Origin of the sequence: Actinomadura rudentiformis (genome assembly GCF_008923185.1) — a bacterium.
GTDB lineage: Bacteria > Actinomycetota > Actinomycetes > Streptosporangiales > Streptosporangiaceae > Spirillospora > Spirillospora rudentiformis.
In genome coordinates this window covers 48,892-75,344 of record NZ_WBMT01000024.1, presented here as the reverse complement: position 1 = coordinate 75,344, position 26,453 = coordinate 48,892, and the positions used below count along the sequence as shown (strand labels likewise).

General features: G+C 72.0%; 26 protein-coding genes. 13 read left to right on the top strand and 13 right to left on the bottom strand.

Features of this window, described 5'->3' with window-relative positions:
* Positions 1–3: 3 nt before the first annotated feature.
* Positions 4–1,164, bottom strand: coding sequence for an RNA polymerase sigma factor (locus F8566_RS40160; RefSeq protein ID WP_151567893.1), 1,161 nt, complete (start codon positions 1,162–1,164; stop codon positions 4–6).
* On the bottom strand, positions 1,164–1,499 hold the full coding sequence (locus F8566_RS40155) for a YciI family protein (RefSeq protein WP_151567891.1): 336 nt from the start codon (positions 1,497–1,499) through the stop codon (positions 1,164–1,166). The genes F8566_RS40160 and F8566_RS40155 overlap by 1 nt, the downstream gene beginning before the upstream one ends.
* A gap of 105 nt (positions 1,500–1,604) precedes the next feature.
* Here F8566_RS40155 and F8566_RS40150 point away from each other — a divergent pair, with 105 nt between their 5' ends.
* From F8566_RS40150 to F8566_RS40140, 3 genes are all read left to right on the top strand, one after another.
* The gene (locus F8566_RS40150) at positions 1,605–2,246 is read left to right on the top strand and encodes a PaaI family thioesterase (RefSeq protein WP_151567889.1); all 642 of its coding nucleotides are present in this window, start codon (positions 1,605–1,607) and stop codon (positions 2,244–2,246) included.
* Between the two features lie 62 nt (positions 2,247–2,308).
* Entirely contained in the window at positions 2,309–3,286 is a 978-nt protein-coding gene (locus F8566_RS40145; protein ID WP_151567875.1) for an NlpC/P60 family protein, read from the top strand.
* Positions 3,287–3,288: 2 nt separating this feature from the next.
* The gene (locus F8566_RS40140) at positions 3,289–4,398 is read left to right on the top strand and encodes a hypothetical protein (RefSeq protein ID WP_151567872.1); all 1,110 of its coding nucleotides are present in this window, start codon (positions 3,289–3,291) and stop codon (positions 4,396–4,398) included.
* 6 nt (positions 4,399–4,404) lie between these two features.
* Here F8566_RS40140 and F8566_RS40135 read toward each other — a convergent pair whose 3' ends face one another.
* Positions 4,405–5,193, bottom strand: a complete 789-nt coding sequence (locus F8566_RS40135) for an SDR family oxidoreductase (RefSeq protein WP_192810100.1) — start codon at positions 5,191–5,193, stop codon at positions 4,405–4,407.
* Positions 5,194–5,240: 47 nt separating this feature from the next.
* On the opposite strand from F8566_RS40135, the gene F8566_RS40130 reads away from it, so the two are divergent.
* Genes F8566_RS40130 through F8566_RS40110 form a run of 5 tightly spaced genes read left to right on the top strand, consistent with a single transcriptional unit; the run spans position 5,241 to position 11,851 of the window.
* Complete coding sequence (locus tag F8566_RS40130) at positions 5,241–6,368, top strand: acyl-CoA dehydrogenase family protein (RefSeq protein WP_151567867.1); 1,128 nt, start codon at positions 5,241–5,243, stop codon at positions 6,366–6,368.
* A complete protein-coding gene (locus F8566_RS40125) occupies positions 6,365–7,348 on the top strand; it encodes an acyl-CoA dehydrogenase family protein (RefSeq protein ID WP_151567865.1) in 984 nt (327 codons plus the stop codon). Before F8566_RS40130 ends, F8566_RS40125 begins: the two co-directional genes overlap by 4 nt.
* Entirely contained in the window at positions 7,345–9,444 is a 2,100-nt protein-coding gene (locus tag F8566_RS40120; RefSeq protein WP_151567862.1) for a hydantoinase/oxoprolinase family protein, read from the top strand. Before F8566_RS40125 ends, F8566_RS40120 begins: the two co-directional genes overlap by 4 nt.
* Positions 9,441–11,009 carry a hydantoinase B/oxoprolinase family protein gene (locus tag F8566_RS40115; RefSeq protein WP_151567860.1) on the top strand — a complete coding sequence of 523 codons (1,569 nt, stop codon included), beginning with the start codon at positions 9,441–9,443 and terminating at the stop codon, positions 11,007–11,009. The genes F8566_RS40120 and F8566_RS40115 overlap by 4 nt, the downstream gene beginning before the upstream one ends.
* Positions 11,006–11,851 (top strand): TIGR03619 family F420-dependent LLM class oxidoreductase, encoded by an 846-nt coding sequence (locus F8566_RS40110; protein WP_151567857.1) that lies wholly within the window; start codon positions 11,006–11,008, stop codon positions 11,849–11,851. The genes F8566_RS40115 and F8566_RS40110 overlap by 4 nt, the downstream gene beginning before the upstream one ends.
* Here F8566_RS40110 and F8566_RS40105 read toward each other — a convergent pair.
* Complete coding sequence (locus tag F8566_RS40105) at positions 11,848–12,063, bottom strand: hypothetical protein (RefSeq protein ID WP_151567854.1); 216 nt, start codon at positions 12,061–12,063, stop codon at positions 11,848–11,850. The genes F8566_RS40110 and F8566_RS40105 overlap by 4 nt on opposite strands.
* 348 nt (positions 12,064–12,411) lie before the next feature.
* Here F8566_RS40105 and F8566_RS40100 point away from each other — a divergent pair, with 348 nt between their 5' ends.
* Both F8566_RS40100 and F8566_RS40095 read left to right on the top strand, forming a co-directional pair.
* Positions 12,412–13,095, top strand: a complete 684-nt coding sequence (locus F8566_RS40100; protein WP_192810099.1) for a response regulator transcription factor — start codon at positions 12,412–12,414, stop codon at positions 13,093–13,095.
* Complete coding sequence (locus F8566_RS40095; protein WP_151567852.1) at positions 13,092–14,438, top strand: histidine kinase dimerization/phospho-acceptor domain-containing protein; 1,347 nt, start codon at positions 13,092–13,094, stop codon at positions 14,436–14,438. The genes F8566_RS40100 and F8566_RS40095 overlap by 4 nt, the downstream gene beginning before the upstream one ends.
* Positions 14,439–14,480: 42 nt before the next feature.
* Here the strand turns inward: F8566_RS40095 and F8566_RS40090 are convergent, their stop codons facing one another.
* Both F8566_RS40090 and F8566_RS40085 read right to left on the bottom strand, forming a co-directional pair.
* Positions 14,481–15,332, bottom strand: a complete 852-nt coding sequence (locus F8566_RS40090) for an SAM-dependent methyltransferase (protein WP_151567850.1) — start codon at positions 15,330–15,332, stop codon at positions 14,481–14,483.
* Between the two features lie 446 nt (positions 15,333–15,778).
* On the bottom strand, positions 15,779–16,357 hold the full coding sequence (locus F8566_RS40085; RefSeq protein WP_151567847.1) for a TetR/AcrR family transcriptional regulator: 579 nt from the start codon (positions 16,355–16,357) through the stop codon (positions 15,779–15,781).
* A gap of 73 nt (positions 16,358–16,430) precedes the next feature.
* Between F8566_RS40085 and F8566_RS40080 the strand changes: the two genes are divergently transcribed.
* A complete protein-coding gene (locus tag F8566_RS40080) occupies positions 16,431–17,843 on the top strand; it encodes an amidase (RefSeq protein ID WP_225993943.1) in 1,413 nt (470 codons plus the stop codon).
* Here the strand turns inward: F8566_RS40080 and F8566_RS40075 are convergent.
* From F8566_RS40075 to nfi, 6 genes are read right to left on the bottom strand one after another with little or no spacing between them, the layout of a single operon-like run.
* A complete protein-coding gene (locus F8566_RS40075; protein WP_151567843.1) occupies positions 17,824–18,585 on the bottom strand; it encodes a glucose 1-dehydrogenase in 762 nt (253 codons plus the stop codon). The genes F8566_RS40080 and F8566_RS40075 overlap by 20 nt on opposite strands.
* The gene (locus tag F8566_RS40070; protein ID WP_151567841.1) at positions 18,572–20,686 is read right to left on the bottom strand and encodes an acetate--CoA ligase family protein; all 2,115 of its coding nucleotides are present in this window, start codon (positions 20,684–20,686) and stop codon (positions 18,572–18,574) included. The genes F8566_RS40075 and F8566_RS40070 overlap by 14 nt, the downstream gene beginning before the upstream one ends.
* A 1-nt stretch (position 20,687) precedes the next feature.
* The gene (locus tag F8566_RS40065) at positions 20,688–22,262 is read right to left on the bottom strand and encodes a class I adenylate-forming enzyme family protein (protein ID WP_151567839.1); all 1,575 of its coding nucleotides are present in this window, start codon (positions 22,260–22,262) and stop codon (positions 20,688–20,690) included.
* Between the two features lie 46 nt (positions 22,263–22,308).
* The gene (locus F8566_RS40060; RefSeq protein WP_151567837.1) at positions 22,309–22,653 is read right to left on the bottom strand and encodes a VOC family protein; all 345 of its coding nucleotides are present in this window, start codon (positions 22,651–22,653) and stop codon (positions 22,309–22,311) included.
* Positions 22,650–23,048, bottom strand: a complete 399-nt coding sequence (locus tag F8566_RS40055; protein WP_151567830.1) for a Zn-ribbon domain-containing OB-fold protein — start codon at positions 23,046–23,048, stop codon at positions 22,650–22,652. The genes F8566_RS40060 and F8566_RS40055 overlap by 4 nt, the downstream gene beginning before the upstream one ends.
* 46 nt (positions 23,049–23,094) lie before the next feature.
* Positions 23,095–23,775, bottom strand: a complete 681-nt coding sequence (nfi, locus tag F8566_RS40050) for a deoxyribonuclease V (protein WP_151567828.1) — start codon at positions 23,773–23,775, stop codon at positions 23,095–23,097.
* A 60-nt stretch (positions 23,776–23,835) separates the two neighbouring features.
* On the opposite strand from nfi, the gene F8566_RS40045 reads away from it, so the two are divergent.
* Positions 23,836–24,456, top strand: a complete 621-nt coding sequence (locus F8566_RS40045) for an isochorismatase family protein (RefSeq protein ID WP_151567826.1) — start codon at positions 23,836–23,838, stop codon at positions 24,454–24,456.
* Between the two features lie 5 nt (positions 24,457–24,461).
* Positions 24,462–25,196 carry an SDR family NAD(P)-dependent oxidoreductase gene (locus F8566_RS40040; protein ID WP_151567824.1) on the top strand — a complete coding sequence of 245 codons (735 nt, stop codon included), beginning with the start codon at positions 24,462–24,464 and terminating at the stop codon, positions 25,194–25,196.
* Positions 25,197–25,206: 10 nt separating this feature from the next.
* Here F8566_RS40040 and F8566_RS40035 read toward each other — a convergent pair whose 3' ends face one another.
* Positions 25,207–26,379, bottom strand: a complete 1,173-nt coding sequence (locus F8566_RS40035) for a serine hydrolase domain-containing protein (RefSeq protein ID WP_151567822.1) — start codon at positions 26,377–26,379, stop codon at positions 25,207–25,209.
* Between the last annotated feature and the right edge of the window lie 74 nt (positions 26,380–26,453).

Below are 26,453 nucleotides of genomic sequence, written 5' to 3'. Positions count from 1 at the left end.
CCGCTAGCCGATGCGGCGTTGGAGGAAGGCGCGTTCGGCGGGGTTCTCGGTGCGGGCCAGGGCGGCTTCATAGGCCGCTGCGGCTTCGTGGGTGCGCCCCATGCGGCGGAGGAGGTCGGCGCGGGTCGAGTGGAAGAGGTAGTAGTCGTTGAGAGGGAGGGCTTCCACCAGGGGCAGGGCCGCCTCCGGGCCGTCGAGTTCGGCGATCGCTATCGCGCGGTTGAGGGCCGCGATCGGGGTGGGAGCGATCGCCATGAGGTGGTCGTACAGCTGGACGATCTGCCGCCAGTCGGTGGGCGGCGGGTCGGTGTGGACGGCGTTGATCGCGGCTTGGAGCTGGTACGGGCCGGGCCGGCCGCGGCGCAGGCAGCGGCGGACGATCGACCGGCCTTCGGCGATGAGGTCGTGGTCCCAGAGGGTGCGGTCCTGGTCGGGGAGGAGGACCAGGTCGCCCTCGGGAGTGGTGCGGGCGGCGCGGCGCGCCTCGGTGAGGAGCATGAGGGCGAGGAGGCCTGCGGCCTCAGGTTCGTCGGGCATGAGATCGGTGAGGAGGCGACCCAGGCGGACGGCCTCGCTGCAGAGGTCCGCGCGAGACAGATGGCCCTCGTTGAAGATCAGGTAGATGACCGCGAGGACGGCGCTGAGCCGGTCCGGGAGGTCCGCGTCGCGCGGCACCCGGTACGGGATGCGGGCGGCACGGATCTTGCCCTTGGCGCGGACGAGGCGCTGGGCCATGGTGGGCTCGGCGACGAGGAAGGCGCGGGCGATCTCGGCCGTGGTGAGACCGCCGAGCAGCCGGAGCGTCAGGGCGACGCGGGTGTTCAGGGCGAGAGCGGGATGGCAGCAGGTGAAGATCAGGCGCAGCCGGTCGTCGTGCACGGGGCCCTCCTCGGCGGGGTCGTCCTGGGCATGCAGGAGCGCCGCCTGGGCGTGCTTGTCATCGCGGACGGACTCGCGGCGGAGGCGGTCGACGGCGCGGTTGCGGGCGGTCGTGATGATCCACCCGGCGGGGCTGGGCGGCAGGCCGGTCGACGGCCAGAGCTCGGCCGCGGTGGTGAACGCGTCCTGGACCGCCTCTTCGGCGATGTCGATGTCGCCGAAGACGCGGACCAGGACGGCCACGGCGCGGCCGTGCTCCTCGCGGAAGACGCGTTCGATGTCCATCAGCCTTGGAACGGGCGGACCTCGATCGGGAGGGTCGTCGCCGCGGCCAGCTTGCGGCCCCAGCCGAGCGCGGCGTCGAGGTCGGGCGCCTCGATGATCGTGAATCCGCCGAGGAACTCCTTGCCCTCCACGAACGGGCCGTCGGTCATGAGGATGTCACCGTCGTTCACGCGGACGACCGTGGCGGTGCTCGGCGGATGCAGGCCGCCGGCGAAGACCCAGGCGCCCGCATCGTGGAGCTCCTTGTTGAGGGCGTCGAGTCTGCGCGTCACCTCGCCGAGGACCTCGGGCGGCGCCTCGCCCTCCGGCTGATAGACGCTGAGCAGGTATTTCATTGGGCACTCCTTCCCTTCTCGCCTTCTACACGAACGGCCACCGCCCGGATCGACACCGAGGTGATCTAGAATTTGGTTCGGTTTTTCTGCGGACCGGGAGGCTGGATGACAGGGGCCGGGGCGGCGATGCGGCGGGTGCTCGAGTCAAGGGAGCGCGCGTCTTTGAACGGCGAGCAGGTGGCGGCGCTGGCAGAGCTGGCCCAACGGGTCCGCGAGCTCAACGAGGCCGTGGTGCACACCGAGGTCGGGGCCGACGAGGTCGCCGCGATCCGGGACGAGGTGGCGGCGCTCACCGCCCGGCTCTCGGCGGCGCGGCGAGAACATCCGCCGCTCGTAGGGGTGGGGGAGGACGGGACGGTGCGGCACCTGGCCAGCCCGGTCGGCGGTGTCCTGAACCCGATCGCGCCTCCGGTGGCGATCGTGGTGCAGCCGGACGGGACGGCGCGCGCGGAGTTCACCCTCAACGTGTTGTACGAGGGCCCGCCGGGCTTCGTGCACGGAGGAGTGTCGGCGATGATCCTCGATCAGCTGCTCGGGGTCGCGGCGTCGGCGAACGGCACGCCGGGCATGACCGCGACGCTCGACCTGCGCTACCGGCGTCCGACGCCGCACGGGGTGCCGCTGGTCGCGGAGGCCAAGGTCGACCGCACCGAGGGGCGCAAGACGTTCGTGGACGCGCGGATCATCGGGCCGGACGGGCGGACCACGGTGGAGGCGACGGCGATGTTCGTGATGCCGCTGAGGTGACCTCAAGATCGGTAGGCTGGCGCGCGTTCGACCTCCCTGGCAACCAAAAAGAAAAGTGGGTCATGTCCTCGACTCGCCTCGGCGTCATCGTCGTTCCCGTGACCGCGCTGGCGGCCCTGACCTCGGTCGGCGCGTCCGCCGAAGCCGCGCAGCGTGCGGCCGACCCCCTCAAGGGCCACCGTTTCGTCTACTCGAAGGCCGACGGTCAGTACCACGTCTACAACGCGCGCCGCCGGCACGTCGCCGAGCTGACCGTCGGCGCTCGTACCGCCCTCGTCCACGGAACGAAGCGGACGTTCCGCGAGAAGACCACCAAGGCGACGGTCGGCACGGACGCCTGGGTGCGCAAGCTGCGCGCCCCGTTCGCCACCGCGCAGATCCGCAAGGCGGCGTTCCGCAAGGAGCTGGCAGGGCTGATCAGTTCGAAGTCGCCCGACATGCTCGCGATCGCCATGCAGTACGTCGTCGACGCGCCCGCCAAGAAGAACGCCCAGGGCCTGCGCTACGCGGGCGACGCGCACTACGGGCCGCTGGTCGACGGCAAGCGTCAGGAGGGCTCCGACTTCAACGACTACCTCGGCGTCACCTGGCGGTACTTCGACAACAGCATCGACAAGCCGGAGAAGGCGCAGTACGGCTCGCTGGACTGCTCGGGCTTCGTCCGGATGGTCGCGGGCCACCGCATGGGCTGGCCCCTGGAGAACAAGCAGTACACGCGCACGCGCCTGCCGCGCCGGGCCGTCGAGCTGGAGCGGTACGCGCCGGGCCGGGTCGTCATCCCCAACAAGGGCGGCAAGCCCGCGAGCCTGTCCATGCTCCAGGCGGGCGACCTGCTCTTCTGGGACGCCGACAAGGGCGACGGCAAGGCCGTCGACCATGTCGGGATCTTCGTCGGCAAGGACTCGCAGGGCGCCTACCGGTTCATCTCCAGCCGCAAGACCGCCGACGGCCCCACCCTGGGCGACGTGGGCGGCCGCTCGGTGCTCAACCGCAAGGGGGCCCTCTACAGCGACAGTTTCCGTTCCGCCAAGCGGATCTGAGCGTGAGGGGGCTGCGGCGGATCTTCCGGCGGCGCCGCGAGGACGAGCTGGCGGAGATCGACGCCGAGATCACCGCGTTCGGTGAGGCGCTCGCGCGGCATTCGTTCGTCCCGGAGAACCGGGATGCGGACGAGGCGCTGCTGGCGGACTACGGACGCGCTCTCGACGCGTACGAGCAGGCCAAGCGGGACTTCGTGGGGGACCGCGACCGGCTGGACGCCTCGGATGTGCTCCGTGCGCTGGACGAAGGACGTCACGCGCTGGCCTGCGTCGACGCGCGGCTGTCCGACGAGCCGCCGCCGCCCCGGCGTCCGTTGTGCTTCTTCGACGCGCGCCACGGCCCCTCCACCGAGCAGGTCGACTGGGCGCCGCCCGAAGGTGCCGCCCGTCTCGTCGATGTCTGCGCGGCTGACGCGGTGCGCCTGAGCGAAGGGCTGCCGCCGATCGCCACCGGGAGGCCTCCTCGACCGGGGACGACGCCACGCCCCCGACCCGCCCCCGATCGCGGTCCCAAGCGTTCGAGCGGCGCCGCCAAGGCCAAGGCCGCCAAGGCCAAGGCGGAGCCTCCCTTCACGATGTGGCCGAAGGGCCTGGACAAGGCTCAGCGTGCCGAGGGGCAGCGCGGTGCGAAGGTGACGCTTCTTCGCCCCTACCTCAACCGCCCGCTGTTGCTGGTGGTCCGTCTTCAGGGGCACGGCAAGCATCGCGTGGACCTGGTCCAGGAGTTCGGGACCAGGGCGCTCCTCCGTGACAAGGGCCGGACCCGCCTTGTCGTGCCCTTGTCGCCCCGCGAGGTCCGGGAGGTGCGGGTGCACATCGAGACCTCCGACAGATGGTGGGCCTGGCTGCTCCCGGCCGACGCGGTGCCCCTGGTCTCCGAACGGTTCAGCGGCCGTGGCTGGTTCGTCTTCCGGTACGAGGGCGGGCCGCGGCGGATCTCCATCGAGCACAAGGGCCGGGGTGCCTACTCGCTCAGCACGCTCACACCCGCCCTTAACCAGGGAGAGCCGATCCTGACCGGCATGGGCACGACCTACACCGAGGGCGAGCTGCCCGGACCCGCCTTGGTCCACCTCCGCGCCGCAGGCGAATGGACGGTCCGGTTCATGTGATCCGGCTCACGTGAAGTGCTGGCCGGCGTTGACGTCGATGGTGGCGCCGGTGGTGGCCTTCGCCTGGTCCGAGGCGAGGAAGATGACGGCCCGTGCCACGTCCTCCTCCGAGGCGATGCGGCGCAGGGCCATCGCTGCGGTGTCGCGTGCCAGGATCTCCTCGTACGGGACGCCCTCGGCCTCGGCGCGGGTGCGCATCCAGCCATCGAGGACGTCGCTGGCGATCCAGCCGGGCGCCACGCAGTTGACCCGGACGCCGGATGGGCCGAGCTCGTCGGCGAGGCAGTGCGAAAGCAGGTGGACCCCGGCCTTGCCCGCCGCGTAGTCGGACCGGCCCGCGTACCCCATCCGGCTGGACATCGAGGTCAGGTTGACGATCGAGCCGCCGCCCGCGGCGACCATGTGCGGGGCGAGATGGCGGCAGGCCAGAAGGGTGCCGTACGTGGCGATCTCGACCGCCGAGCGCCACAGCTCCAGGTAGTCGTCGTCCATGTCGAGGACGTTCTTGCGGTGCGTGCCGGGGAACGCGGCGTTGACGAGCACGTCCACCCTGCCGAAGCGTTCGATCACGGCGGCGGCGAGACGGCGCACCTGGTCCGGCCGGGAGACGTCGGTGGGGACGGCGAGCGCGGCGCGGCCCTCCGCGCGGACGGCCTCGGCGATCGACTCCAGGGTGTCCTTGCTGCGTGCCGCGACGGCGACGTCGGCACCCTCCCGCGCCATCAGGACCGCGAGGGTGCGCCCGAGGCCGGGGCCCGCCCCGGTGATGACCGCGACCTTGCCCTCCAGCATCATGGGCATTAGCGTACCAAGCGCTAGTTCGGTTACCATCCGGAGGTCGCGTGGATCTCACCTTCACCCCGCATCAGCAGGAGTTCCGCGCCGAGGTACGCGACTGGCTGGCCGCCAACGCGCCCGCGGAACCGCTGCCCTCGATGGACACCGCGGAGGGCTTCGAACGGCACCGCGAATGGGAGCACCGGCTCGCCGAGGCCCGGCTCGCCGTGGTCTCCTGGCCGGAGGAGTACGGCGGCCGCGGCGCGGACCTGATCGACTGGCTGATCTTCGAAGAGGAGTACTGGGCCTCCGGCGCGCCCGGGAGGGTGAGCCAGAACGGCATCTTCCTGCTCGCGCCCACGCTGATGGCGTACGGGACCGACGAGCAGAAGCGCCGCCACCTGCCGCGCATGGCCCGCGCCGACGACGTCTGGGCGCAGGCCTGGTCGGAGCCGGAGTCGGGCAGCGACCTGGCCTCGCTGCGCGCGACCGCGCGGCCGGACGGCGACGGCGTCGGCTGGCGGCTGAACGGGCAGAAGACCTGGAGCTCGCGGGCCGTCCACGCCGACTGGTGCTTCGGGCTCTTCCGCACCGACCCGGAGTCCGAGCGGCATCGGGGGCTCACCTACTTCATGTTGCCGCTGGAGACCGAGGGTGTGACGGTCCGGCCGATCGCGCAGCTCGACGGCGAGCACGGCTTCGCGGAGATCTTCTTTGACGACGTGTACGTGCCGGGTGACGGGGTGCTCGGCGAGCTCGGCCAGGGCTGGAAGGTCGCGATGGCCACCACCAGTTCGGAACGCGGCCTGACGCTGCGCAGCCCGGGCCGCTTCATGGCGACCGCGGACCGGCTGCTCGAACTGGCCCGCGAGAGCGACGACCAGACGCTGCGGGACGCCGCCGTCGAGGCGTGGACCGACAGCGAGGCCTACCGGCTCCACACGTTCCGCGCCGCCGCACGGCTGGCCGAAGGGATCGAATTGGGCGCGGATTCCAGCCTCATGAAGGTCTTCTGGTCGGAGCTCGACCTGCGGATGCACGAACTGGCCCTGGAACTGCTGGGGCCGCAGGCGCCGGTCGCCGGGCGCTGGCTCGACGGGTTCCTGTTCGCGCTGGCCGGGCCCATCTACGCCGGGACGAACGAGATCCAGCGCAACATCATCGCCGAGCGAGTCCTGGGGCTGCCCCGATGAGGTTCTCTTTCACCGAAGACCAGCGGCTGCTCGCGGAGACCGTCCGCGAGGTGCTCGACAAGGCCTGCCCTCCCGAGACCGTACGGGCCGCCGGGGAGCCGGAACAGGAGTCGGTACGGCCCGGACCGGCATGGAGGGCTCTGGCCGAGGTCGGGCTGCTGGGTGCGCACATACCCGAGGAGCACGGCGGGCTCGGGATGACGGCGCTCGACACCGTCCTGGCATACGAGGAGACCGGCTGGTACGCCGTCCCCGGCCCGCTGGTCGAGACCGCCGTCGCCGCGCCGCTGCTCGTACCGGCCGAGCATCTCGCGGGCATCGCCGCGGGCACCGTGACGGTGTCGGTACGCCCGGCGTGCACCCCTTACCTCCCTGACGCCGACGTCGCGGACCTGCTCGTCGCGGGCTCGGCGGTCGTGCCGCGTGCCGGCGTGACGCTGACGCCGCACGCCTCGGTCGACGCCACCCGCAAGCTGTTCACCGTGGACCTCGACGCCGGCCCCGGGGGCGAGGAGGCCTTCGACCGAGCGGCACTGGCGACGGCGGCCCAGCTGGTCGGACTCGGCAGGCGGCTGCGCGAGGAGGCGGTCGGATACGCGGGACAGCGGCGCCAGTTCGGCAAGGTCATCGGCTCGTTCCAGGCGCTCAAGCACCAGCTCGCCGACGTGGCGATCGCACTGGAGTTCGCCGCCCCGCTGGTCTATCGCGCCGCGTACTCGCTGACGCACGGCGCGCCCACCGCCGGACGGGACGTGTCGGCGGCCAAGACGGCGGCGAGCCGTGCCGCCCATCGGGCCGCGCGCACCGCACTCCAGGTGCACGGCGCGATCGGCTACACCGACGAGCTCGACCTTCAGCTGTGGCTCAACCGGGTGTGGGCGCTGCGTCCGGCCTGGGGCGACGACGGGCTCCACCGGGCACGGCTGCGCGCCGCGCTTCTCGACGGTCCTTACGAGCCGAGGAGTGTACGACTGCCATGACTGTTTTGAGAGCAGAGCTCACATTGGCCAGCGACGTCGGCGGCACGTTCACCGATGTCGTCCTCACCGGCGACGACGGCCGCGTCCAGGTCGCCAAGACGCTCACCACCCCGGAGGACCCCGCGATCGGCCTGCTGAGGGGAGTCCGGCAGGTGCTCGGCGCGACCGGCGTGCCGCCGGCGCGGGTCGGCCGGTTCGTGCACGCGACGACGCTGGCCACGAACGTGATCCTCGAACGCACCGGCGTCCCGGTCGCGTTCGTGACCACCGAGGGCTTCCGCTCGATGCTGGCGCTCGGGCGGCAGGCGCGAGTGGAGGAGGAACGCTACGACCTGGCGTACGAGCAGCCCGACCCGCCCGTGCCCCTGACGCACACCTTCGCCGTCCCGGAACGCGTCGGGGCCACCGGCGAGGTGCTGCGGCCCCTCCACGAGGAGGCGGCCGACCGGGTCGCGCGTGAGATCGCGGCGCTCGGCGTCGCGGCGGTCGCCATCTGCCTGCTGCACTCCTATCTCAATCCTGTGCACGAACAGCGGCTGGCGCAGATCATCGCCGCCCGGCTCCCGGCGGGAACGCCGGTCGTGGAGTCGGCGGCGGTCTGGCCGGAGCTGGGCGAGTACGAGCGCGCCACCACGACGCTGATGTCCGCCTACGTGGGCCCGGTCATGGCGTCGTACCTCAACCGCCTCGGCGGCGGCCTCGCCGAGCTGGGCATCACCGCGCCGATCCATGTGATGGAGTCGGCGGGCGGCGTCCTGCCCGCCGCGCTCGCCGCCTCCCGCGCGGTCTACACGATCGAGTCGGGCCCGGCCGCCGGGGTCATCGCGGCGGCCCGCCAGGGAGCCGACCGCGGCCTGGCCGATCTGATCTCGTTCGACATGGGCGGCACCACGGCCAAGGCCGGGCTCGTCCGCGGCGGGCGTCCCGGCATCACCCACGAGTTCCAGGTCGGCGGGAAGGGCAGCTTCGGCGGCCGCCGTCCCGGCACCGGCGTGCCCATCAAGGTGCCCGCGATCGACCTGGCCGAGGTCGGCTCCGGCGGCGGCTCGATCGCCTGGGTGGACGCGGGCACGTTGCGCGTCGGACCTCGCTCGGCCGGGGCCGATCCCGGACCCGCGTGCTACGGGCGTGGCGGCGAGTCGCCCACGGTCACGGACGCGAATCTCGTCCTCGGCTACCTGGACCCGGACGGATTCGGGGAGTTCCGGCTGTCGGCCGAGCGCGCGCGGGCCGCGATCGCCGAGCACGTCGCCGGGCCACTCGGCGTGGACGTCGTCGAGGCGGCGGCCGCGATCCACGACATCGCCAACGCGCAGATGGGCGCGGCCGTGCACGTCGTCACGGTCCGGCGGGGGATCGACCCGCGCGGGTTCACGCTCGTCGCCCTGGGCGGCGCGGCTCCGACGCACGTCGCCCGGCTGGCCGAGCGGTTCGGGATCGGCCGGGTGCTCGTGCCGCCGCAGGCGGGGGTGGGCTCGGCCGTGGGCCTGCTGCACGCCGACCTGGCGATCGAACGCGCACGGACCTTCCTCGCGCCCGCGAGCACGCTGATGTCCTGTTCCGCGAGCCGTGAGTCGCTCGGCGAGCTAGCCGAGATCTTCACCGATCTGGAGCGCGCGGCCCGGTCCGATCTGTCGATCGAGACGGGCGCGACGGTCGTCCGGTCGGTGGGGGTCCGCTTCATCGGGCAGGCGCACGCGTTCACGATCGAGCTGCCGCCGGGGCAGATCACCCCGGAGACGGTGCAGCGCGCCACCGAGGAGTTCTACAAGCGGTACCACGAGTCGTACGGCATCGACCTGCGCGACCCGGTGGAACTGACCACCGCCCGCGTCCGCGTCGTGATCCCCTCCGACCCGCCGCCCCTGCCGCGTGCCGACACCGCGCCCGACGCCCAGCCGCGCACCCGCGAGATCTGGTTGGACGGCGCCTTCGGGCCCGTGCCCGTGCTGGAACGTGCGGCTTGTCGTTCTGGCGAGGAGCTGGCCGGGCCCTGCGTCATCACCGAGCCACAGTGTTCGCTGCTGGTGCCGCCGGGCTGGCGCGCGATCGTGGACGAACGCGGCGCGATTCTGCTGGAGAGGACGCACTCATGAGTGACGACCTGACCGCTGAGATTCTGCGGAACGCGCTCTGCGTGGCCGCTGAGGAGGCGAGCATCGTCGTGGTGCGCTCGGCGTACTCGACGTTCATCGTGGAGGGAGCGGACGCCGCAGCGGCCATCCTGGACGCGCAGGGACGGCTCATCGCCCACTCGCTGTCCACGGCGCTCATCCAATGCGCCAGCCTGCGCAGCGCGCTCCCGTACGTGCTCAAGGCCTACCCGGCGGAGACGATGGCGGACGGGGACGTGTTCGTCCTGAACGACGTCTACCAGGGCGGCATCCACGCCAACGACCTATTGGTGTTCCGCCCTGTTTTCGTGGAGGGCCGTCCGGCGTACTTCACCGGGACGCTCATCCATGTGGCCGACCTGTCGGGGCTCTCGGCGGGCGGCATGGCCTCCGACGCGACCGACATCTTCCTGGAGGGCGTCCAGCTGCCGCCGGTGCGGATCGCCACCGCCGCGGGCCTGGTCGACGACCTGGTGCGGGTGCTGGCCGCCAACAGCCGCACGCCGGACAAGCTGGTCGGGGACCTGCGGGCGCTCATCGCCGGGGTGAACGTCGCGGCCCGGCGGCTCACGGAGATCGTCGAGTCGCACACGCCGCACGGGCTGGCACGCGGCATCGAGGACTACCTCGCGCACACCGAGCGGCGGATGCGGGAGGGACTGGCGCAGCTTCCCGCCGGCACGCACCGCGGCGAATACCGGCTGGACGACGGCCACCACATCCGGGTCGCGGTCACTGCCGACGGCTCCGGGGGCGTGGTCGTCGACTTCGACGGCACGGACGAGCAGGTCCCGATCCCGATCAACTCGGGCTTCTCGCAGACCCACGGCGGCGTGATGTACGCGGTGCGCTGCTTCGTCGATCCGAACCTGCCGATGAACGAGGGCTGCTTCACCCCCGTCGAGGTGCGGATGCCCCGCGGCACGCTCGTCCACTGCACGCCCCCGTACCCCGGCGGCGGACGGTTCGGCACGGTCGCGGCGGCCGAGGAGGCCATCTTCGCGGCCCTCACGGGCGCGCTGCCGAGCGGCGGGGTGGCGGCGTCCGGGATCCTTCAGGCGTTCAGCGTCAGCGGCGTGCGGCGGCCGTGGCTGCACATGTCGTTCGACCTCGGCGGCACGGGCGCCCGGCAGGACCACGACGGCGCGGACGCGACCGGGGCGCTGTTCGGCGGCGGCCGCAACATCATCCCGCAGGTCGAGCCGATCGAGGCACGGCTGCCCGTCCGGGTGGAGGAGGTCTCCCTGATCCCGGACTCGGGCGGGGCGGGCCGCCACCGCGGCGGAAGGGGCACGCGCACCGTGATCCGGATGCTGGAGGACGCCCGCGTCGACACGCGCGGCGACCGGCTGCTCCGGCCGCCGCCCGGCGCCGCCGGCGGTCTGCCGGGCCGCGCCGGCGGCTACTACCGGGAACGCGCGGACGGCACCCGCGAGCCGCTGGGCACCAAGGCCACCCGCCAGCCCCTGGCGGCCGGGGAGGCCCTGGTCGTGGAGACCTCGGGCGGCGGCGGATACGGACCGGTGAAGCACGAGGAGGCGGAGTGAAGTTCGGAGTACCGCTCGGGCTCGTGCACCCCGGCATCTGGCGGGACCTGGCGGTCGAGGCCGACCGGCTCGGCTTCGAGTCGGCGTGGTTGCCGGAGCACCTCGTCTTCGCCACCGACCTCTCGACGGCCACGTACCCGGGCACCCAGGAGCCGGGCATCAAGCCGGAGACCCCGCTGTTCGACGCGCCCGCCTACCTGTGCGCGCTCGCCGCCGTGACGGAACGCGTGCGGCTCGGCACCGCCGTCTATCTCTACGGCCTGCGGCATCCGTTCGTGGCGGCGCGCGCGTTCGCCACCCTCGACCAGATCTCCGGTGGACGCGCGATCGTGGGTGTCGGCTCGGGGTGGTACGAGGGCGAGTGGATCGCCGCCGGCGTGGACTTCAGGACCAGGGGGCGGCGGCTCGACGAGGCGATCGAGGTGTCCCGGCGGCTCTGGACCGAGGCGGCCGTCGAACACCACGGGGAGTTCTTCGACTTCCCCGAGGTCGCGTTCGAGCCCAAGCCCGTTCAGGCGCGCCTGCCGATCGTCGTGGGCGGTGAGTCAGGCGCCGCCCTGCGCCGCGCGGCGACGCTCTGCGACGGCTGGATCAGCATGCCGCAGACCCTGGACGGCGCCCGGCCACAGATCGAGCGGCTGAACGAGCTCCGCAAGGCCGCCGGGCGGGAGGACGAGCCATTCGAGATCACCGTGCACGCGTACGAGCTGTCCGGGCCCGGCGAGGTCGCCGAGTGGGAACGGCTGGGCGTGGACAGGCTCATCGTCCGGCCCTGGAAGCGCACCCGCGAGGCTGCCGAAAAGCTCGCCGCGTTCGCCGCAGACTACGGGCTGCGCACCTAGTACTCGTACACGCGGACGACCGGGTCATGCTCGTACCAGGTGGCTATCACCGACGAGGTGTGGTCGGCGCCGAGGAAGTCCACCCGCAGCCAGTCCGCACCCGGGGTGACGCGGGTCGCGTACCCGGGGTTGGAGATGGCCGAGACCAGCCGCACCTTGCCGCTCGTCACCGACAGAGCGGCACGGCCGCCCTTGGTCGCGTAGCTGCGCACGTTGCCCGTCCGCGGCTCGTCACGTCCACCCGACCCGGAGGGTCCCTGGGAGCGTTGCGGGGTGGGGGCCGGGCGGGGAGGGGGAGTGGTCCGCTTGCTGGGAACGCCCGAGGGACGGGGTGTGGCCGTGGCGGTGCCCAAACTGGTGGGGCCGGGCATGGTGGACGGGCTGGCATTTATCACCTGCCCGGCGATCGGCGGCGGCGCGGACCTCTCGGAGACGGCGCTGCGCACAACGTTGCGTACACCAAGCCACGAGAGGGTCACGGCAAGCGCCGTGACCCCTACCCAGGGGGCAACATACGACATCGTGCGACGCATTCGCACATGGTGGCATACGGTGCGGGCATGGCGAGTGTGCTGGTGGTGGAGGACGACGCGAACGTCCGTACCGCCTTGATCAGGGAGCTGAGTGCGCGATCCCATGTGGTGCGCAGTGTCGGGACCGCGATGGACGCGCTGCGCGAAGTGACGCAGGCCCCTCCCGACGTGGTGATTCTCGATCTCGGACTGCCCGACCTGGACGGTGCCGAGGTGCTCAAGATGTTGCGGGGGGTGACAGATGTACCGGTGATCATCGCTACGGCGCGTGACGATGAGCCGGAGATAGTGCGATTGCTGAACGCGGGCGCCGACGATTATTTGATCAAACCGTTCTCTGCCGAGCATCTGAGCGCCCGGCTCGCCGCGGTGCTGCGCCGTTCGGGACGGACCGGGCCCACCGCGGAGCTGGCGGTGGGCGGGCTCCGCATCGACCTGGACCGCCGCGAGGTGACGCTGGACGGGACGGCGCTGGAGCTCACCCGGCGGGAGTTCGACCTGCTGGCCTATCTCGCCGCCCGGCCGGGCCGGGTGGTGGCCCGGCGCGAGCTTCTGGCCGAGGTCTGGCGGCAGGCGTACGGCGACGACCAGACCATCGACGTGCACCTGTCGTGGCTGCGGCGCAAGCTGGGTGAGACCGCGGCGGCCCCGCGCTATCTGCACACCGTGCGCGGCGTCGGGGTCAGGCTGGCCGAGCCCGGACCATCATGAGGCGCACGCTTGTTCTGGTCTCGCTCGCCGTCACCTCGATGGTCGCGCTGGCCTTCCTCATCCCGCTCGGCCTCACGGTGCGGGAGATCGCCCGTGACCGGGCCCTGACCACCGCCGAACGGCAGGCGAGCGCGCTGGGCCCGGTCCTGGTCGTCACGCAGGACCCCGCCGCGCTCGAACGGGCGGTCGCCAGCACCCAGGCCGGCGCCGCCCAGCGGATGCGGGTGCACCTGCCCGACGGCCAGATCATCCCCAGGGCCGACAGCGATACCGGACGGCGCGCCAAACCCGCCCAGTTGGCCGAGGCGGGCCGGCGCGGCCGTTCCTACACCGCCGGTGTGGACGGCGGCCACGCGCTTCTACAGCCCGTCTCACTGGACGGCGGGCGCGCCGCGGTGGTCGAGGTATACGTGCCGGACGGCGACCTCTCACAGGGCGTCTGGAAGGCCTGGGTGGTCATGACGTTGGTCGCCGGTGCGCTCGTGGCGGGCTCCGTCGCGGTCGCCGACCGGCTGGGCGCGCGGGTGATCCGTTCCACCCGGCGGCTGGCGGAGGCGGCCGGCTCGTTCGGCGACGGCGACCTGAGTGTGCGGATCGACCCCGACGGGCCGCCGGAGCTGGTCGAGGCGGGCGTGGCGTTCAACGCCATGGCCGACCACGTGGTGCAGCTGCTGGCCGCCGAACGGGAGATGGCCGCCGACCTGTCCCATCGGCTGCGGACGCCGCTGGCCGCCCTCCGGCTCAACGCCGAGGCGCTGGGCGACGGTCCGGTCCCCGACCAGACCCGGGAGGCCGTGGACCGCCTCGAACGCGAGGTGGACCTCATCATCCGGACCGTGCGGCGTCCCACCGGGCGCGGGAGCTGCGACGCCTCCAAGGTGCTCGCCGAGCGCGTGGCGTTCTGGTCGGTGCTCGCCGAGGACGAGGGCCGGTCCTGCGAGCTGATCGGTGCCAACCGGCCCGCGGAGCTGCCGCTGCCGGCCAGCGAGCTGGCCGCCGCCGTGGACGCGCTGCTGGGCAACGTGTTCCGGCACACCGCGGAGGGAACGGCCTTCGCGGTGACGCTGCACGTGGGGCAGGGCGTGACCGGAATCCTCGTCGCCGACGCCGGACCCGGGATCGCCGATCCCGACGCCGCGCTGCAGCGCGGCCGCAGCACGGGCGGCTCGACCGGCCTCGGGCTGGACATCGCCCGCCGTGCCGCCGAGGCCACCGGCGGCTACGTGCGCATCCACCGCTCGGTCCTGGGCGGGGCACAGGTGCAGATGTGGTTCCGCACCCGGTGGCTGCCTCCGCAGCGCCGCTCCCGCCGCCTGGTCCGCCGCCGCCATTCGCGGACGTGAACGCCCGGCCGGGGGCACCGCTGAGAGCCCCCGGCCGAGCGTTCAGCGCTTGACGGCCACGCCGCCGTAACCCCAGACGTTGGCCAGGCTCAGTCCGGGCTCGTCGGGCTCTCCGTCGGGATTCCAGTCACTCACCAGGCCGGGCTCCACCAGCTCGACGCCCTGGAACATCCGGAGGATGTCGGCGTGGGACCGCATGGTCATGGTGGACGAGGCGTTCCGCCACTGCGCCGCGCCCTCGGCACCCTGCTGGGGATTGGGGTCGAGCGAGGCGTGCGACAGGACCAGGTAGCTGCCCGGCGCCAGCGCGTCCACCAGGCGCGCCACGATGCCGTGCGGGTCCTCGTCGTCGCGGATGAAGTGCAGGATCGAGACGAGCATGAGCGTGACGGGCTTGTCGAGGTCGAGCACGTTCTGGATCTCGGTGGCGCTGAGGATCTTTTCCGGCTCGCGCAGGTCGGCCTGCACGAACGTGGTCCGGCCGCGCCCGTCGCCGGCCATCAGCGCCCGGGCGTGCGCCAGCACGATCGGGTCGTGGTCGACGTAGGCGATGCGCGCCTCGGGCGCGAGCTCCTGCGCCACCTCGTGCGTGTTGCCGGCGGTGGGGATGCCGGTCCCGATGTCGAGGAACTGCGTCACGCCGCGGCGCACCGTGTAGCGGACCGCGCGCCGCAGGAACTGCCGGTTGAGGCGGAGCGTGTTCTGCATGTCCGGGATCGCCTGGAGGACCTGCGCCGCCACCTGGCGGTCGGCCTCGAAGTTGTCCTTGCCGCCCAGCATGTAGTCGTAGATCCGCGCCGTGTGCGGCTTGGTGGTGTCGATCTCGGGCGGCATCACGGTCTCCGCCTCGGCGGCGGTCGGCAGCCGCCATGGCGGTTCCCTGCGTTCGGACATGGAGCCACCTCCAGGAGGCTGACGGGGGAAGTCGTCGATCATGAAGATCGTACCTACCTGGACCCCTGTTGAGGGCCTGATTCGGGACGTTCCGTTGTTCCGGTCGGCGAACGCCCGCAATTCGGATCGGTTGCTCAGCGTGTGGAAAGTGATGCCGGATCGGCGTTTCCGTCCCTGGCGCCCGATTCTGTTTAGCCCCTCCTCAGGCGCTCTTTAAAGGAGGCTTAAGCGCGTTCCTTACGGGAGTGGAGAGCCATAACGTCTCAGGTGTCACATCGGAGACACGGCGGAGGTGCACAGGCTGGAGAGTGCGGTGAACGTCGGCTGAGGTTCCGACTTAGCTTCCTGATTTGAGACGAGCTTCCGGCCCGTACGGCCCGTAACCCCGCTCGGGGGCCGTGCGGGCCGAAGGCGTTCCCGGGGCCGGTCAGAGACGCCCTGACGTCCTAGTCCGAGCCGGGGTTGAGGGCGCCGCGCAGGAGGAGACGGAACGCGTCGGCGGTGCCGGCGGCGGAGGTGTCTCCGGTGGACAGGCGCCGGACGGCGAGCCCGTACAACATGGCGACGACGGCCGGGGCGTGGCGTTCGGCGTCGGGGATGTCGAGCGCGGTGAGGACGGCCGTGGCGAGGCGGTCGTAGGCGGCGACCGAACGGGCCGAGGTGTCGCGCACGCCGGGGTCGCGGGCGGCGTGCAGGTGGAGTTCGAGGTTGGCGATCTGCTCGGGTCCGTACGCGAACTCGATGATGGCCTTCTCGACCAGGTCCGCGGCCTGGTCGGGGTCGACGTCCGAGTCGCGCAGCCGGGTCGCGTATGCGGTGATGCGGGCTATCTCGGAGTCGACGAAGGTCTGGAGGCTCTCCCGGAGCAGGTCGGTCTGGCTCGGGAAGTGGTAGGTGAGCGAGCCGAGCGAGACGCCGGCGGCCTTCGCGACCGCGCGGTTGGTCACGGCGCCGATGCCCTGCTCGCCGATCAGCCGCAGGGTGGCGGTCAGGATCCGGTCACGTGCTGCTTGCGAGGTGCTCACCGGCCCAGTCTTCCGGACGGCCCTTGCGGGCGCTATCGTTCGTTCGAACGAACGATACGTGAGAGGGGCGGTCGTGCGCGACTATCTGGGCTTGGCCGAGCAGGCGGAACTGCTGGCGCGCGGCGAGATCTCGGCCGTGGAGCTGGTCGGGCACTCGCTGGCGCGGATCGAGGCGGGAGCGGAGCTCGGCGCGTTCCGGGTAGTGCGGGCCGAGGCGGCGCTGGCGGAGGCGGCCCAGGCGGACAAGCGGCTGCGGGATGGAGAACGTCTGCCGCTGCTCGGCGTGCCGGTGGCCATCAAGGACGACACCGACCTGGCGGGGGAGACCACGCCGTTCGCGGTGATGGGCGACCACAAGCCCGCCACTCGTGACGCCGAGCAGGTGCGCCGGCTGCGCGCGGCCGGCGCGATCATCGTGGGCAAGACGACGACGTGCGAGATCGGATTGTGGCCGTTCAGCGAGTCGCCGGGGTACGGGTGCGCGCGCAACCCGTGGAACCCCGACCACACGCCGGGCGGCTCGTCCGGCGGCTCGGCGGCCGCGGTGGCCGCGGGGATGGTCGCGGCGGCGGTGGGCTCGGACGGCGCGGGCTCGATCCGGATCCCGGCGGCCTGGACCGGACTGGTGGGGATCAAGCCTCAGCGCGGCCGGGTCTCGGGCTTCCCGCATCGTGATCCGTTCAACGGGATCACCGTCTGGGGGCCGCTGGCGAGGACCGTGGGGGACGCGGCGTTGCTGCTGGACGTCCTCACCGGATGCCACGCGGAGGACGTCTACCAGCTGGACGCCCCCGGCACGCCGTTCGCGGCGGCGGCGACGCGCGATCCGGGGCGGCTGCGCATCGCGATCTCGTTCAAGACGGCGTTCGGCGTCAGCGGCAGGCTCGACCCGGAGATCCGCCTCGCCGTCGAACGCGTCGCCCGGCGGCTGACCGACCTCGGGCACAAGGTCTTCCCCGCCGACCCCGACTACGGGCTCGTCGCCCTCGGGCTGGTCCCGCGCGGGACGGCGGGCGTGGCGGACTGGCTCGACTCGATTCCGAACCCGGTGCCGGAGCCGCGCACCGCGGTCGAGGCGAAGCTCGGACGGCTGGTGGGCAGGCGCCTGCTGCCGCTGGCCAAGCGCATGGACCCGGGCCTGCGTCGGCGCGTCGGCCGGATCTTCCAGTACGCGGACGTGGTGCTCACCCCGACGACCGCGCAGCTGCCGCTGAAGGTGGGCGCGTTCGACGGCGCGGGCTACCAGAAGACGCAGTCGGGCGTCGCCGCGGCCTGCCCGTACGCGTGGACGTGGAACGTCCTGGGCTGGCCCGGCGTGAACGTCCCCGCCGGGTTCAGCTCTTCGGGACTGCCGATCGGCGCGCAACTGCTCGGCCACGACTCCGACGAGGCGACGCTCATCTCCCTGGCCGCCCAGCTGGAGAAGGCGGAGGGCTGGGCCGAGCGCCGCCCCGGTCAGGAGCCGGTCAGAACCCCGCGCCGGTGAGCATGCCGCCGTCCACGAGCACCTCGCTTCCGGTGCAGTACGAGGAGTCGTCGGAAGCGAGGTAGACGACGAGGCCGGAGACCTCCCGGGTCTTGCCCATCCGGCCGAGGGGCAGCGCCTTCATGAACGCGTCGGCGGCCTCGGCGGTCGCGGCCACCACGTCCTCCTGGAGCGACATCGCGGTGAGCACGCCGCCGGGATGGATCGAGTTGACCCGGATGCCGTACTCGCCGAGCTCGCGCGCGGCCGCCTTGGTCAGGCCGCGCACGCCGAACTTGCTGGCGCTGTACGCGGCGAGACCGGACCCGCCGATGAAGCCCTCGGTCGACGACACGTTGACGATGGAGCCGCCGCCCGACTCCCGCATCGCGGCCGTGACGGCCTTGATCCCGAGCCACTGGCTGACCAGGTTGACCTCGAGGACCCGCGTGAACTCCTCCAGCGCCATGTCCTCGATCTTCTTGTGCCGCATGATGCCGGCGTTGTTCACCAGGACGTGCAGCGCGCCGTAGGTCTCGACGGCGGTGTCCACGGCGGCCTGCCAGTCGTCCGGGGCGGTGACGTCCATGCGCAGGAACCGCACGGCGTCGCCCAGGTCGGCGGCGAGCTTGGCGCCCTCCTCGTCGAGCACGTCCCCGAAGACGACCTTGGCGCCCTCGTCCACGAACCGCCGCACATGGGACTTGCCCATGCCGCGGGCACCGCCCGTGATCAGTGCCACCTTGCCGTCAAGCTGTCCCATGCGCGCTCCTCTTGCCCGCGGCCACCGCGACCGCCGCGGCCTCCATGTTCCGGTAGACAGGTACCCCTGCTGCCCGCGCGACCTCCCGCACGGCGTCCTCCACCCCGGCCGGCGCGCACTCGGCGTTGCGCGTGACCAGTGTGATCCGGGTGGCAGGCAGCTCCTCCTGGAGCTTGCCCACGCTGCGCGTGTAGGCCAGCAGCGGGTCGGCGCTGCTTCCGAAGGTGAAGAAGCTTTGCACGTTGACGTGCGTGATGACGTCGGCGTACGGCCGTTCCGCCAGGATCGCCGTCACCGCGAGCCGCACCAGGTCGGGGTTGCCGCGCGGCCCGACCGGGATCTCCAGCGGGTTGGCGAGCGAGCTGCCCGCGCCCAGCCCGAGCTCCTTCAGCGCGACCCGTGCCTCCTCGGGCAGCGCCGCCAGGTCCAGCCCGGCCGCGTCGAAGACGTCGGCGGCCAGCACGCTGGCGCCGCCGCTCGGCCCGATGACGAGGATCTCCTTCTGTGTTCCGGGTGGCGTGCCCGGAGCGCTCCGGCCGCCGTGCAGGTCGAAGAAGTCCAGCGTGCCGATGAGGTCGTCCTGGCTGGTGACGATGGCCATGCCCGTCTGCTCGCCCAGGGCCGACCAGACGCGGGTGTCGCTGACCATGCCGCCGGTGTGCGAGGCGGCGGCCTTCTGCCCCTGCCCGCTGCGCCCGCCGATGAGCGCGACGACCGGCTTGTGAACGTGGCGCAGCGCCTCGAAGAGCCCCCGCCCGTCGCGCGGGTCCTCCAGATACAGCCCGATCGAGCCGGTCTCGTCGTCGTCCGCCAGATACCGCAGCAGCTCGGCGGGCGTCACGTCGGCGCTGTTGCCGACCGTCGCCACCTTGGAGAACGAGAGCCCGCGGCGTTCGCCGACCTTGATGACCTCGCCCGCCAGCCCGCCGCTCTGGGAGATGACGGCGATCCTGCCCGGCCGTCCGGGCTCGCCGCCGATGAACGTCTGGCCGCCCGAGGGGGAATAGACGCCCATGCAGTTGGGGCCGAGCAGCCGTACACCGGCCTCCCTCGCGGCAGCGAGCAGCTCGGCTTCCAGCTCCGGATTCCCCATCTCCCGGAAGCCGCCGCTCATCACCTGCACATAGGAGATTCCAGAAGCCTGCCGCACGACATCAGGACACTGCTTGGCAGGCACCGCCACCAACGCGTAGTCGATGTCGTCCCCGGCCTCCGCCAGCGAGGGGACGCACGGGACCCCATCGATCTCGGAGGCCGCCGGATGCACGGCGACGAGCCGTCCCTTGAACCCCATCACCTTGTAGAACCCCAGGAACATGTTCCCGAAGTTGGGCTTCTTGGTGGAGGCCCCGACGACCGCGACCCCCCGAGGCGCGAACAACCGGCCGAAGTCTCCCTGCGGAACCGCGGTCTCAGCCGGCGTGGTGGACGGCCCGTCGAGCGAGCCGGGCCCGACGAGCCGGGCGTCCACGGCCACCGCGCCCGAGGGGGTGCAGATCACGGGGTTGAGCTCGAACTCCACGAGTCGTTCGCCGAGGGCCTCGACGATCCCGCCGGGGCCGCCCACCGCCAGCAGCAGCTTGACCAGGGCGTCCTTGTCGATGGCCGGCTGGCCGCGGTAGCCGTCCAGCAGGGCCCTGCCGCGCAGCTCGTCGAGCATGGCGCGGGCGTCGGCCTCGGTGATCGGGCACAGCCGCAGCGACGTGTCCCGCAGGGCCTCGGTCCAGACGCCGCCGAGGCCCACGAGCAGGACCGGCCCGAACGCGGGATCGCGGACCGCGCCGACGATGACCTCCACGCCGGGCGCGGCCTGCTCTTCCACCAGGAAGCCGTCCGGGACGATGTCCTGCCCGGCGAGGTCATAGAGCATCTCGGCGCCGGCCGCGGCCGCGGTGCCCGCCGAGCCCAGATTCAGGCGGACGGCCCCGGCATCGCTCTTGTGGAGCAACTGGGGACCGTACGCCTTGACGACCAGCGGCGGGGCCAGCTCCGCGGCGGCCGCTTCCAGTCCTTCGTGGGTCGTGGCGGTCGCGCCGCGCGGCACGTCCACCCCGAACCCCGAGACCCATGCCTTGACGACGTGCTCAGGGAGATGGCTCAAGTCAGCCCACCTGGTCGGCGTACTGGTCACGGATGCCGCGGCGCAGCAGCTTCCCGGGGCCGCCGGAGGCGTCCTGCGTGTGCGGCAGCTCGTCGGCGACGACGACCGTGTCCGGTGTCAGGTGGACGGGGAGGCTCTCCGCCAGCGCGGCCTTCACCGCCTCGGCGTCCAGCGTGGTCCCGGCGCGCGGGACGACGGCCAGCAGGATCTTCTGTTCGACCGCGTCCTGGCCCTCGGGGTGCGCGGGCACGCCGACCGCCCCGGCCTCCGCCACACCGTCGACCTTGATGGCGGCGCCCTCGACCTCGACCGGCTGCGTCCACTGGCCGCCCTTGAGGATGGCGTCCTCGCGGCGGCCGATCACGTACAGGAAGCCGTCCTCGTCCATCCGGCCCAGGTCGCCGCCCACGTACCAGCCGTCTCTCAGCACCTCGGCGGTCTTGTCGGGCTGCTTGTCGTAGCCGACCATCACGTGCGGGCCGTTGAGGTTGATCTCACCGACCTCGCCGACGACGCGCGCGCCGTTCGGGTCGGTGATCTGCACCGCGCACGACATGCGCGCCCGGCCCGACGCGGAGATGTCCTGACTGCCGTCGTCCTGGCGGCCGAAGCAGGTGTACGGCGCCTCGGTCTGCCCGTAGTAGCTGTAGATCGCGGCGCCGGGGATCCGCTCCATGATGCGCTCCCGCAGCGCGGGCAGCAGCGGCTCGCCGCCGAGCATGATGGCCTTGAGCGAGGAGAGGTCGACGCCCTCGTGCTCGTCGGAGCCCAGCAGCGCGGAGAAGAAACTCGGGATGAGGCTGACGTGCGTGACCTTCTCGCGCGGCACGACCTTGAGGAAGTTGGACGGGCCCCAATCCTGCTCCAGGACGAGCTTCATCCCCGCGTAGAAGGCCGGGCCCACCAGAGCGGGGAAGCCGATGCCCCAGATGATGGCGCCGGTGCCCATCACCGAGTCCTGGTCCCGGTCCACGTCCAACCAGATCTGGGCGATGGACAGCGAGCTGAAGTGCGTGTGCATGACGGCCTTGGGCAGGCCCGTCGTGCCGGAGGTGTAGTAGAGCGCCACCAGGTCGTTGCCGAAGCCGCCCAGCGGCGGCTCCCCATCGCTCGCGCTCTCGGCGAGCGAGTCCAGATCCACCGAGTCCGTCCCTGCGCCGCCGACCCGCAGCCACAACTTCACGTTCGGCAGCTTGGGCCGGATCGAGTCGACCAGTTCCTCGACCGTCGCGTCGTAGACGAACGCGGTGCACTCGGAATGCTCGACCACCTGCTGCAGGGTGTCGGCCGGCCAGTAGGGGTTGAGCGCGGCGACCGTGGAGCCGATTTTCATCTGCGCAAGGTAGACCTCGGCGACGTGCAGCGTCTCGTTCATCAGCGAGGCCACCCGCATGCCCGGCGTCACCCCGGCCGAGAGCAGCGCGTGCGCCACCCTGTTGACCTTCCGGTTCAGCTGGTCATAGGTGAAGCTCTGGTCGCCGCAGTAGGTCAGCGCCACCTTGTTGGGCGTGCGCAGCGCGTTCGCGGTCAGGATCGCGTAGGCGTAGTTGCTGAAGGGGGAGTTCTCTCGCGCCACGGCTGGTCTCTCCTTCGACTCCGGCAGAGGGATGGGCGGCGGGGGGCTACTTGCGGCTCGCGTAGAGCACGAACGGGTTGCCGGCGGGGTCGCGCAGCACGGCGCGCACCTCGTGCGGCCCTTCCTCGGGACCGCGGACCAGCGTCGCGCCGGCCTCGGTCAGCTTCGCCGCCAGCGCGGCGACGTCATCGACCTTGAACGACACCGCGGGCGTCCCGCCGGTCACGTCCTCCTCGGGGCCGGCGATCGCGAACGTGGTGCCGCCGCCGTCCAGCGCCGCGAACCGGCCGCCGTCCTGGAACTTCACGGCCAGGCCGAGCGCGTCGCGGTAGAACCGGACGGCCTCGTCCACGTCCTTGGCGCCGTAGAGGACGTTGCCGATACGAGTCATGCGGGCCTCCAGGTGGGGATCGGGCCGAAGCCGTCCAGCTCGGTGAAGTGCACCCCGACCGGCATCCCGATCCGCACGTCCTCGGGGGTGCACCCGGTCACGTCGCCGAACACCCGCACGCCCTCGGGAAGGTCCACCCAGGCGACGACGTACGGCGGCTCGAAACCGGGCAGGAAACTGCGGTGCACGACGCTGAAGGTGTGCACGGCGCCGCGGCCGCCGACCGTCTCGTACGACAGCCGCTCGCCGCCGCAGAACGGGCAGGTGGGCTCGGGGAAGTGCACGAACCGTGCGCACCCCGAGCAGCGCTGGAGCGCGAGCTCGCCGCGCCGGCAGGCCGTCCAGTACGGCTCGGTCAGCGGCGCGGGAACGGGCACGGGGCGCGGGTGGTCCATCGCGGCCCAACCTAGCGCACGCTTGGTTGGTCGGACAAGGGTCCGATCAGGCGTCGCGCAGCGCGGCCCTCGACAGTCGGTCGGCGCGCCGCGTCGTCTCCGGGAGCCGGAATTCGGGGGAGAGCGTGAGTGTGTGCCGACAGGCCGTGTCGAGATCGATGCGATGCCCGACCGACACGTACACCGGCTTGACGCCGTCCTGCGTACGCAGCACCCGCCCGACGACCTCGCCGCCGTCGTCCAGGAGGTCCGCGGTCGCGCCGCGCCGCGAGCCCGGCTCGTCGTGTTTTCCGAACAGCCGCGTCTTGGCCACCCCCATGGTCGGCAGCCCCGTGAGCACGCCGAGGTGGCAGGCCAGCCCGAACCGGCGCGGATGGGCCAGCCCGGCGCCGTCGCACACCAGCAGGTCGGGCGTGGTGTCGAGCCGCCGCAGTACTACCAGCAGCGTCGGCAGCTCACGGAACGCGAAGAGCCCCGGGACATACGGGAACGCGGCGACACCCGTCACCACGGCCTCCTCGACGGTCTCCAGCGTGACGCCGTCCAGCACCACCACGGCCGCCGCCAACCGGCCGCCGTCGTCGGCGTACGAGACGTCCAGTCCGGCGATCGTCGCGGGCCGCTGCGGACCCGGGTCGCCCAGCTCCAGCGACGGCCGCAGCCGATCCTGGAGCGCCTTGGCCTCCTCGGGACTCGACGGCCATGCGTGCAGTTCCTGGACCTCCATGGACGGCAACGCTACCGGGCGGGCTACCCAAGCAAGTGCTAGGTCAGTATCGTGGAGGCCGTGGCGATCGATCTTGCTGACCTGGCCGATCCCCGGCACACCGCGCTGCTCGTGATGGAGATGCAGCGGGGCGTCGCCGGGGATCTCGCCAAGTTCCCCGACCTGGTCAAGGCCTGCGACGAGCGTGGCGTGGTGGCCAATGCCGTCCGTGCCGTCGCGGCCGCCCGGGCGGCCGGTGTGCGGGTCGTGCAGTGCACGGCCGCGTTCCGCGCCGACCGGGCGGGCAGCCATACCGACAACACCCCGTTCATCAAGGGCCTCCTCAAGGACCCCGGGCACATGCTGGAGGGCACCGGGGCGATCGAGGTACTGCCCGAGCTGTACGACCCGGGTGATCTGGAGTCGCGGCGCTACCACGGCTTCTCGCCGTTCACCGGCACGTCTCTCGACCAGACGCTGCGTTCCTTGGGAGCCCGTACGGTGGTGGCCATCGGGCTCTCGCTCAACCTCGGCATCCCGGGCCTCTGCCTGGAGGCCGTCAACCTCGGCTACCGGGTCGTCGTCCTCACCGACGCGGTCGCGGGGATGCCTGTCGAATACGGGGACGCGGTCATGGCCAACACCATCAGCCTGCTCGCCGCGCGCACGACGAGCGTCGAACTCGCCAAGGCATGGGGGTGACGGGCATGGACGGATTGAGCCTGTCCGACCGTACGGCCGTCGTCACCGGGGGAGCGGGCGGCATCGGCCGCGCGATCTGCGCCGACCTGGCGGCGCTCGGAGCGCGGGTGGTCATCGCCGACATCGATCTGCCCGCTGCTGAAGCTGTCGCCAAGGAACTGGGCGGGACGGCGCTGCGCGTGGACTTGACCGACCCGCCAGACATCGACCGGTTCGTGGCCGAGGCGGGCAAGGTCGACATCCTCGTGCACAACGCCGGGGTCAGCATCGTCGAGCCGTTCGTGCACAGCGACCCCGCGGCCTGGGACCTCATGTGGAAGATCAACCTGAGGGCGCCGATGCAGCTCACCCGGGGCCTGCTGCCCGGCATGACCGAACGCGGCTGGGGACGCCTGATCTTCATCTCGTCCGACGGCGCCCGGGCCGGATCCGGGGGCGAGGGTGCCTACGCGGCCACCAAGGCCGGGCTCTTCGGGCTCGCCAAGACCCTCGCCCGTGAGGCCGCGCGCGGCGGGGTCACCAGCAACGTCGTGTGCCCTGGCCCGACCGACACCCCCATGGTCCGGGCGGTGTCCGACCAGCACCCGGGACTGCTCGACAAGCTCGCCAAGCAGATCCCCCTCCGTCGCATCGGCCGCCCTGACGACATCGCGGGCATCGTCGCCTTCCTCTGCACCGATCGGGCCGAGTACATCACCGGCCAGACCCTGTCGGTCAGCGGCGGCATCACGATGCATTGACCCCGTGAACTCAGGTCAAAGAGGCGTAGGCCGCCTCCGTGATGCGGTAGGCGCGCAGGTCGCCGGAGAGCTGGTCGCCCATGTTGTTCGGCAGGTACGCGACGGCCAGCCCGGCATTGGCGTCACCGAGCCCGATCGAGCCGCCCGCGCCGGTGTGGCCGAAGGCGTGCTGCCGCCCGGCCGCCGGGGTGAAGAACGTCATGGCGGGACGCATGTAGCCGAGGCCGAACGCGCTCCGCACCAGCATCGTGCGGTCCGCCCCGTTCGCCCGGGGCTTGAGAGCCTCGGTGAGCGTGTCCGGACGCAGGATCCTGCCCGCGATGAGGTCGCGGTAGAAGCCCGCGAGCGCGGGCGCGGTCGCGATCATCCCGGCGGCGGGCCAGCCCGCCCGGAGCACGACCGGGTTGTTGTAGCCACCCTTGCCGGGGTGCGGGTTGTTGAGCGAGCGGTTGAGCGGACTGTCCGGGTCGACGTAGGCGTTGGCCAGCCGTTCGAGCACGTTGTCGTCCCCGACCGCCCGCGGCGAGTCCGCCCCGTTCTGCGGCGACCGGCGCCCGGCGCTGAGCTTGGCGGCGCGGTCGATGACGTCGTCCGGGGAGCCGATCCACAGGTCCAGGTGGCCCGCGAACTCGTCCTTCACGAACTCGCCGACCAGCCGGCCCGAATGGCGCCGCACGATCTCGCCCGCCAGCCATCCGTACGTGAGCGCGTGATAGCCGTGGGCCGTCCCCGGCTCCCACTCCGGCGCCTGGAGGGCCAGCTCGGCGGCCCGCGCGGGCGCGTCGGCCGCCTCCTCCGCGCTCACCGGGCGGGCGAACGCCGGCAGCCCGGCCTGGTGGGAGAGCAGATGGGCGGCGGTCGTGCCCTCCTTGCCGCGCATCCCGTATTCCGGCCACCAGCTGGTCACCGGCCCGTCGATGTCGTACGCGCCGCGCTCGGCGAGCAGCAGCGCGGCGGTCGCGGTCACCGCCTTCGTACAGGAGAACGCGAAGCAGGGGGTGTCCGCGAGCCACGCACGACCGGTCCGGCGGTCGGCGACGCCGCCCCAGAGGTCCACGACCTTGCGCTCCCCGGCATAGACCGCCACCGCCGCCCCGAGCTCGCGGCCGTCGGCGAAGTTCTGCTCGAAGACGTCCCGGACGGCCGAGAACGCCGGATCGCAGTGGCCCTGCACGGTTGTCATCGGATCTCCTTCGGGGATACCCCGGTCTTCAGACCGGGGAGGAAACGGACTCCTGCCGAGCAGGACAGCGATAG

Bases quoted from the DNA above. Each gene is read 5' to 3' on its own strand.
- F8566_RS40120 (WP_151567862.1), top strand. From the start codon at position 7,345: ATGACTGTTTTGAGAGCAGAGCTCACATTGGCCAGCGACGTCGGCGGC.
- F8566_RS40040 (WP_151567824.1), top strand. From the start codon at position 24,462: ATGGACGGATTGAGCCTGTCCGACCGTACGGCCGTCGTCACCGGGGGA.
- F8566_RS40060 (WP_151567837.1), bottom strand. From the start codon at position 22,653: ATGACTCGTATCGGCAACGTCCTCTACGGCGCCAAGGACGTGGACGAG.
- F8566_RS40115 (WP_151567860.1), top strand. From the start codon at position 9,441: ATGAGTGACGACCTGACCGCTGAGATTCTGCGGAACGCGCTCTGCGTG.
- F8566_RS40095 (WP_151567852.1), top strand. From the start codon at position 13,092: ATGAGGCGCACGCTTGTTCTGGTCTCGCTCGCCGTCACCTCGATGGTC.
- F8566_RS40125 (WP_151567865.1), top strand. From the start codon at position 6,365: ATGAGGTTCTCTTTCACCGAAGACCAGCGGCTGCTCGCGGAGACCGTC.
- F8566_RS40150 (WP_151567889.1), top strand. From the start codon at position 1,605: ATGACAGGGGCCGGGGCGGCGATGCGGCGGGTGCTCGAGTCAAGGGAG.
- F8566_RS40155 (WP_151567891.1), bottom strand. From the start codon at position 1,499: ATGAAATACCTGCTCAGCGTCTATCAGCCGGAGGGCGAGGCGCCGCCC.
- F8566_RS40055 (WP_151567830.1), bottom strand. From the start codon at position 23,048: ATGGACCACCCGCGCCCCGTGCCCGTTCCCGCGCCGCTGACCGAGCCG.
- F8566_RS40145 (WP_151567875.1), top strand. From the start codon at position 2,309: ATGTCCTCGACTCGCCTCGGCGTCATCGTCGTTCCCGTGACCGCGCTG.
- F8566_RS40075 (WP_151567843.1), bottom strand. From the start codon at position 18,585: ATGGGACAGCTTGACGGCAAGGTGGCACTGATCACGGGCGGTGCCCGC.
- F8566_RS40135 (WP_192810100.1), bottom strand. From the start codon at position 5,193: ATGATGCTGGAGGGCAAGGTCGCGGTCATCACCGGGGCGGGCCCCGGC.
- F8566_RS40090 (WP_151567850.1), bottom strand. From the start codon at position 15,332: ATGTCCGAACGCAGGGAACCGCCATGGCGGCTGCCGACCGCCGCCGAG.
- nfi (WP_151567828.1), bottom strand. From the start codon at position 23,775: ATGGAGGTCCAGGAACTGCACGCATGGCCGTCGAGTCCCGAGGAGGCC.
- F8566_RS40100 (WP_192810099.1), top strand. From the start codon at position 12,412: ATGGCGAGTGTGCTGGTGGTGGAGGACGACGCGAACGTCCGTACCGCC.
- F8566_RS40160 (WP_151567893.1), bottom strand. From the start codon at position 1,164: ATGGACATCGAACGCGTCTTCCGCGAGGAGCACGGCCGCGCCGTGGCC.
- F8566_RS40035 (WP_151567822.1), bottom strand. From the start codon at position 26,379: ATGACAACCGTGCAGGGCCACTGCGATCCGGCGTTCTCGGCCGTCCGG.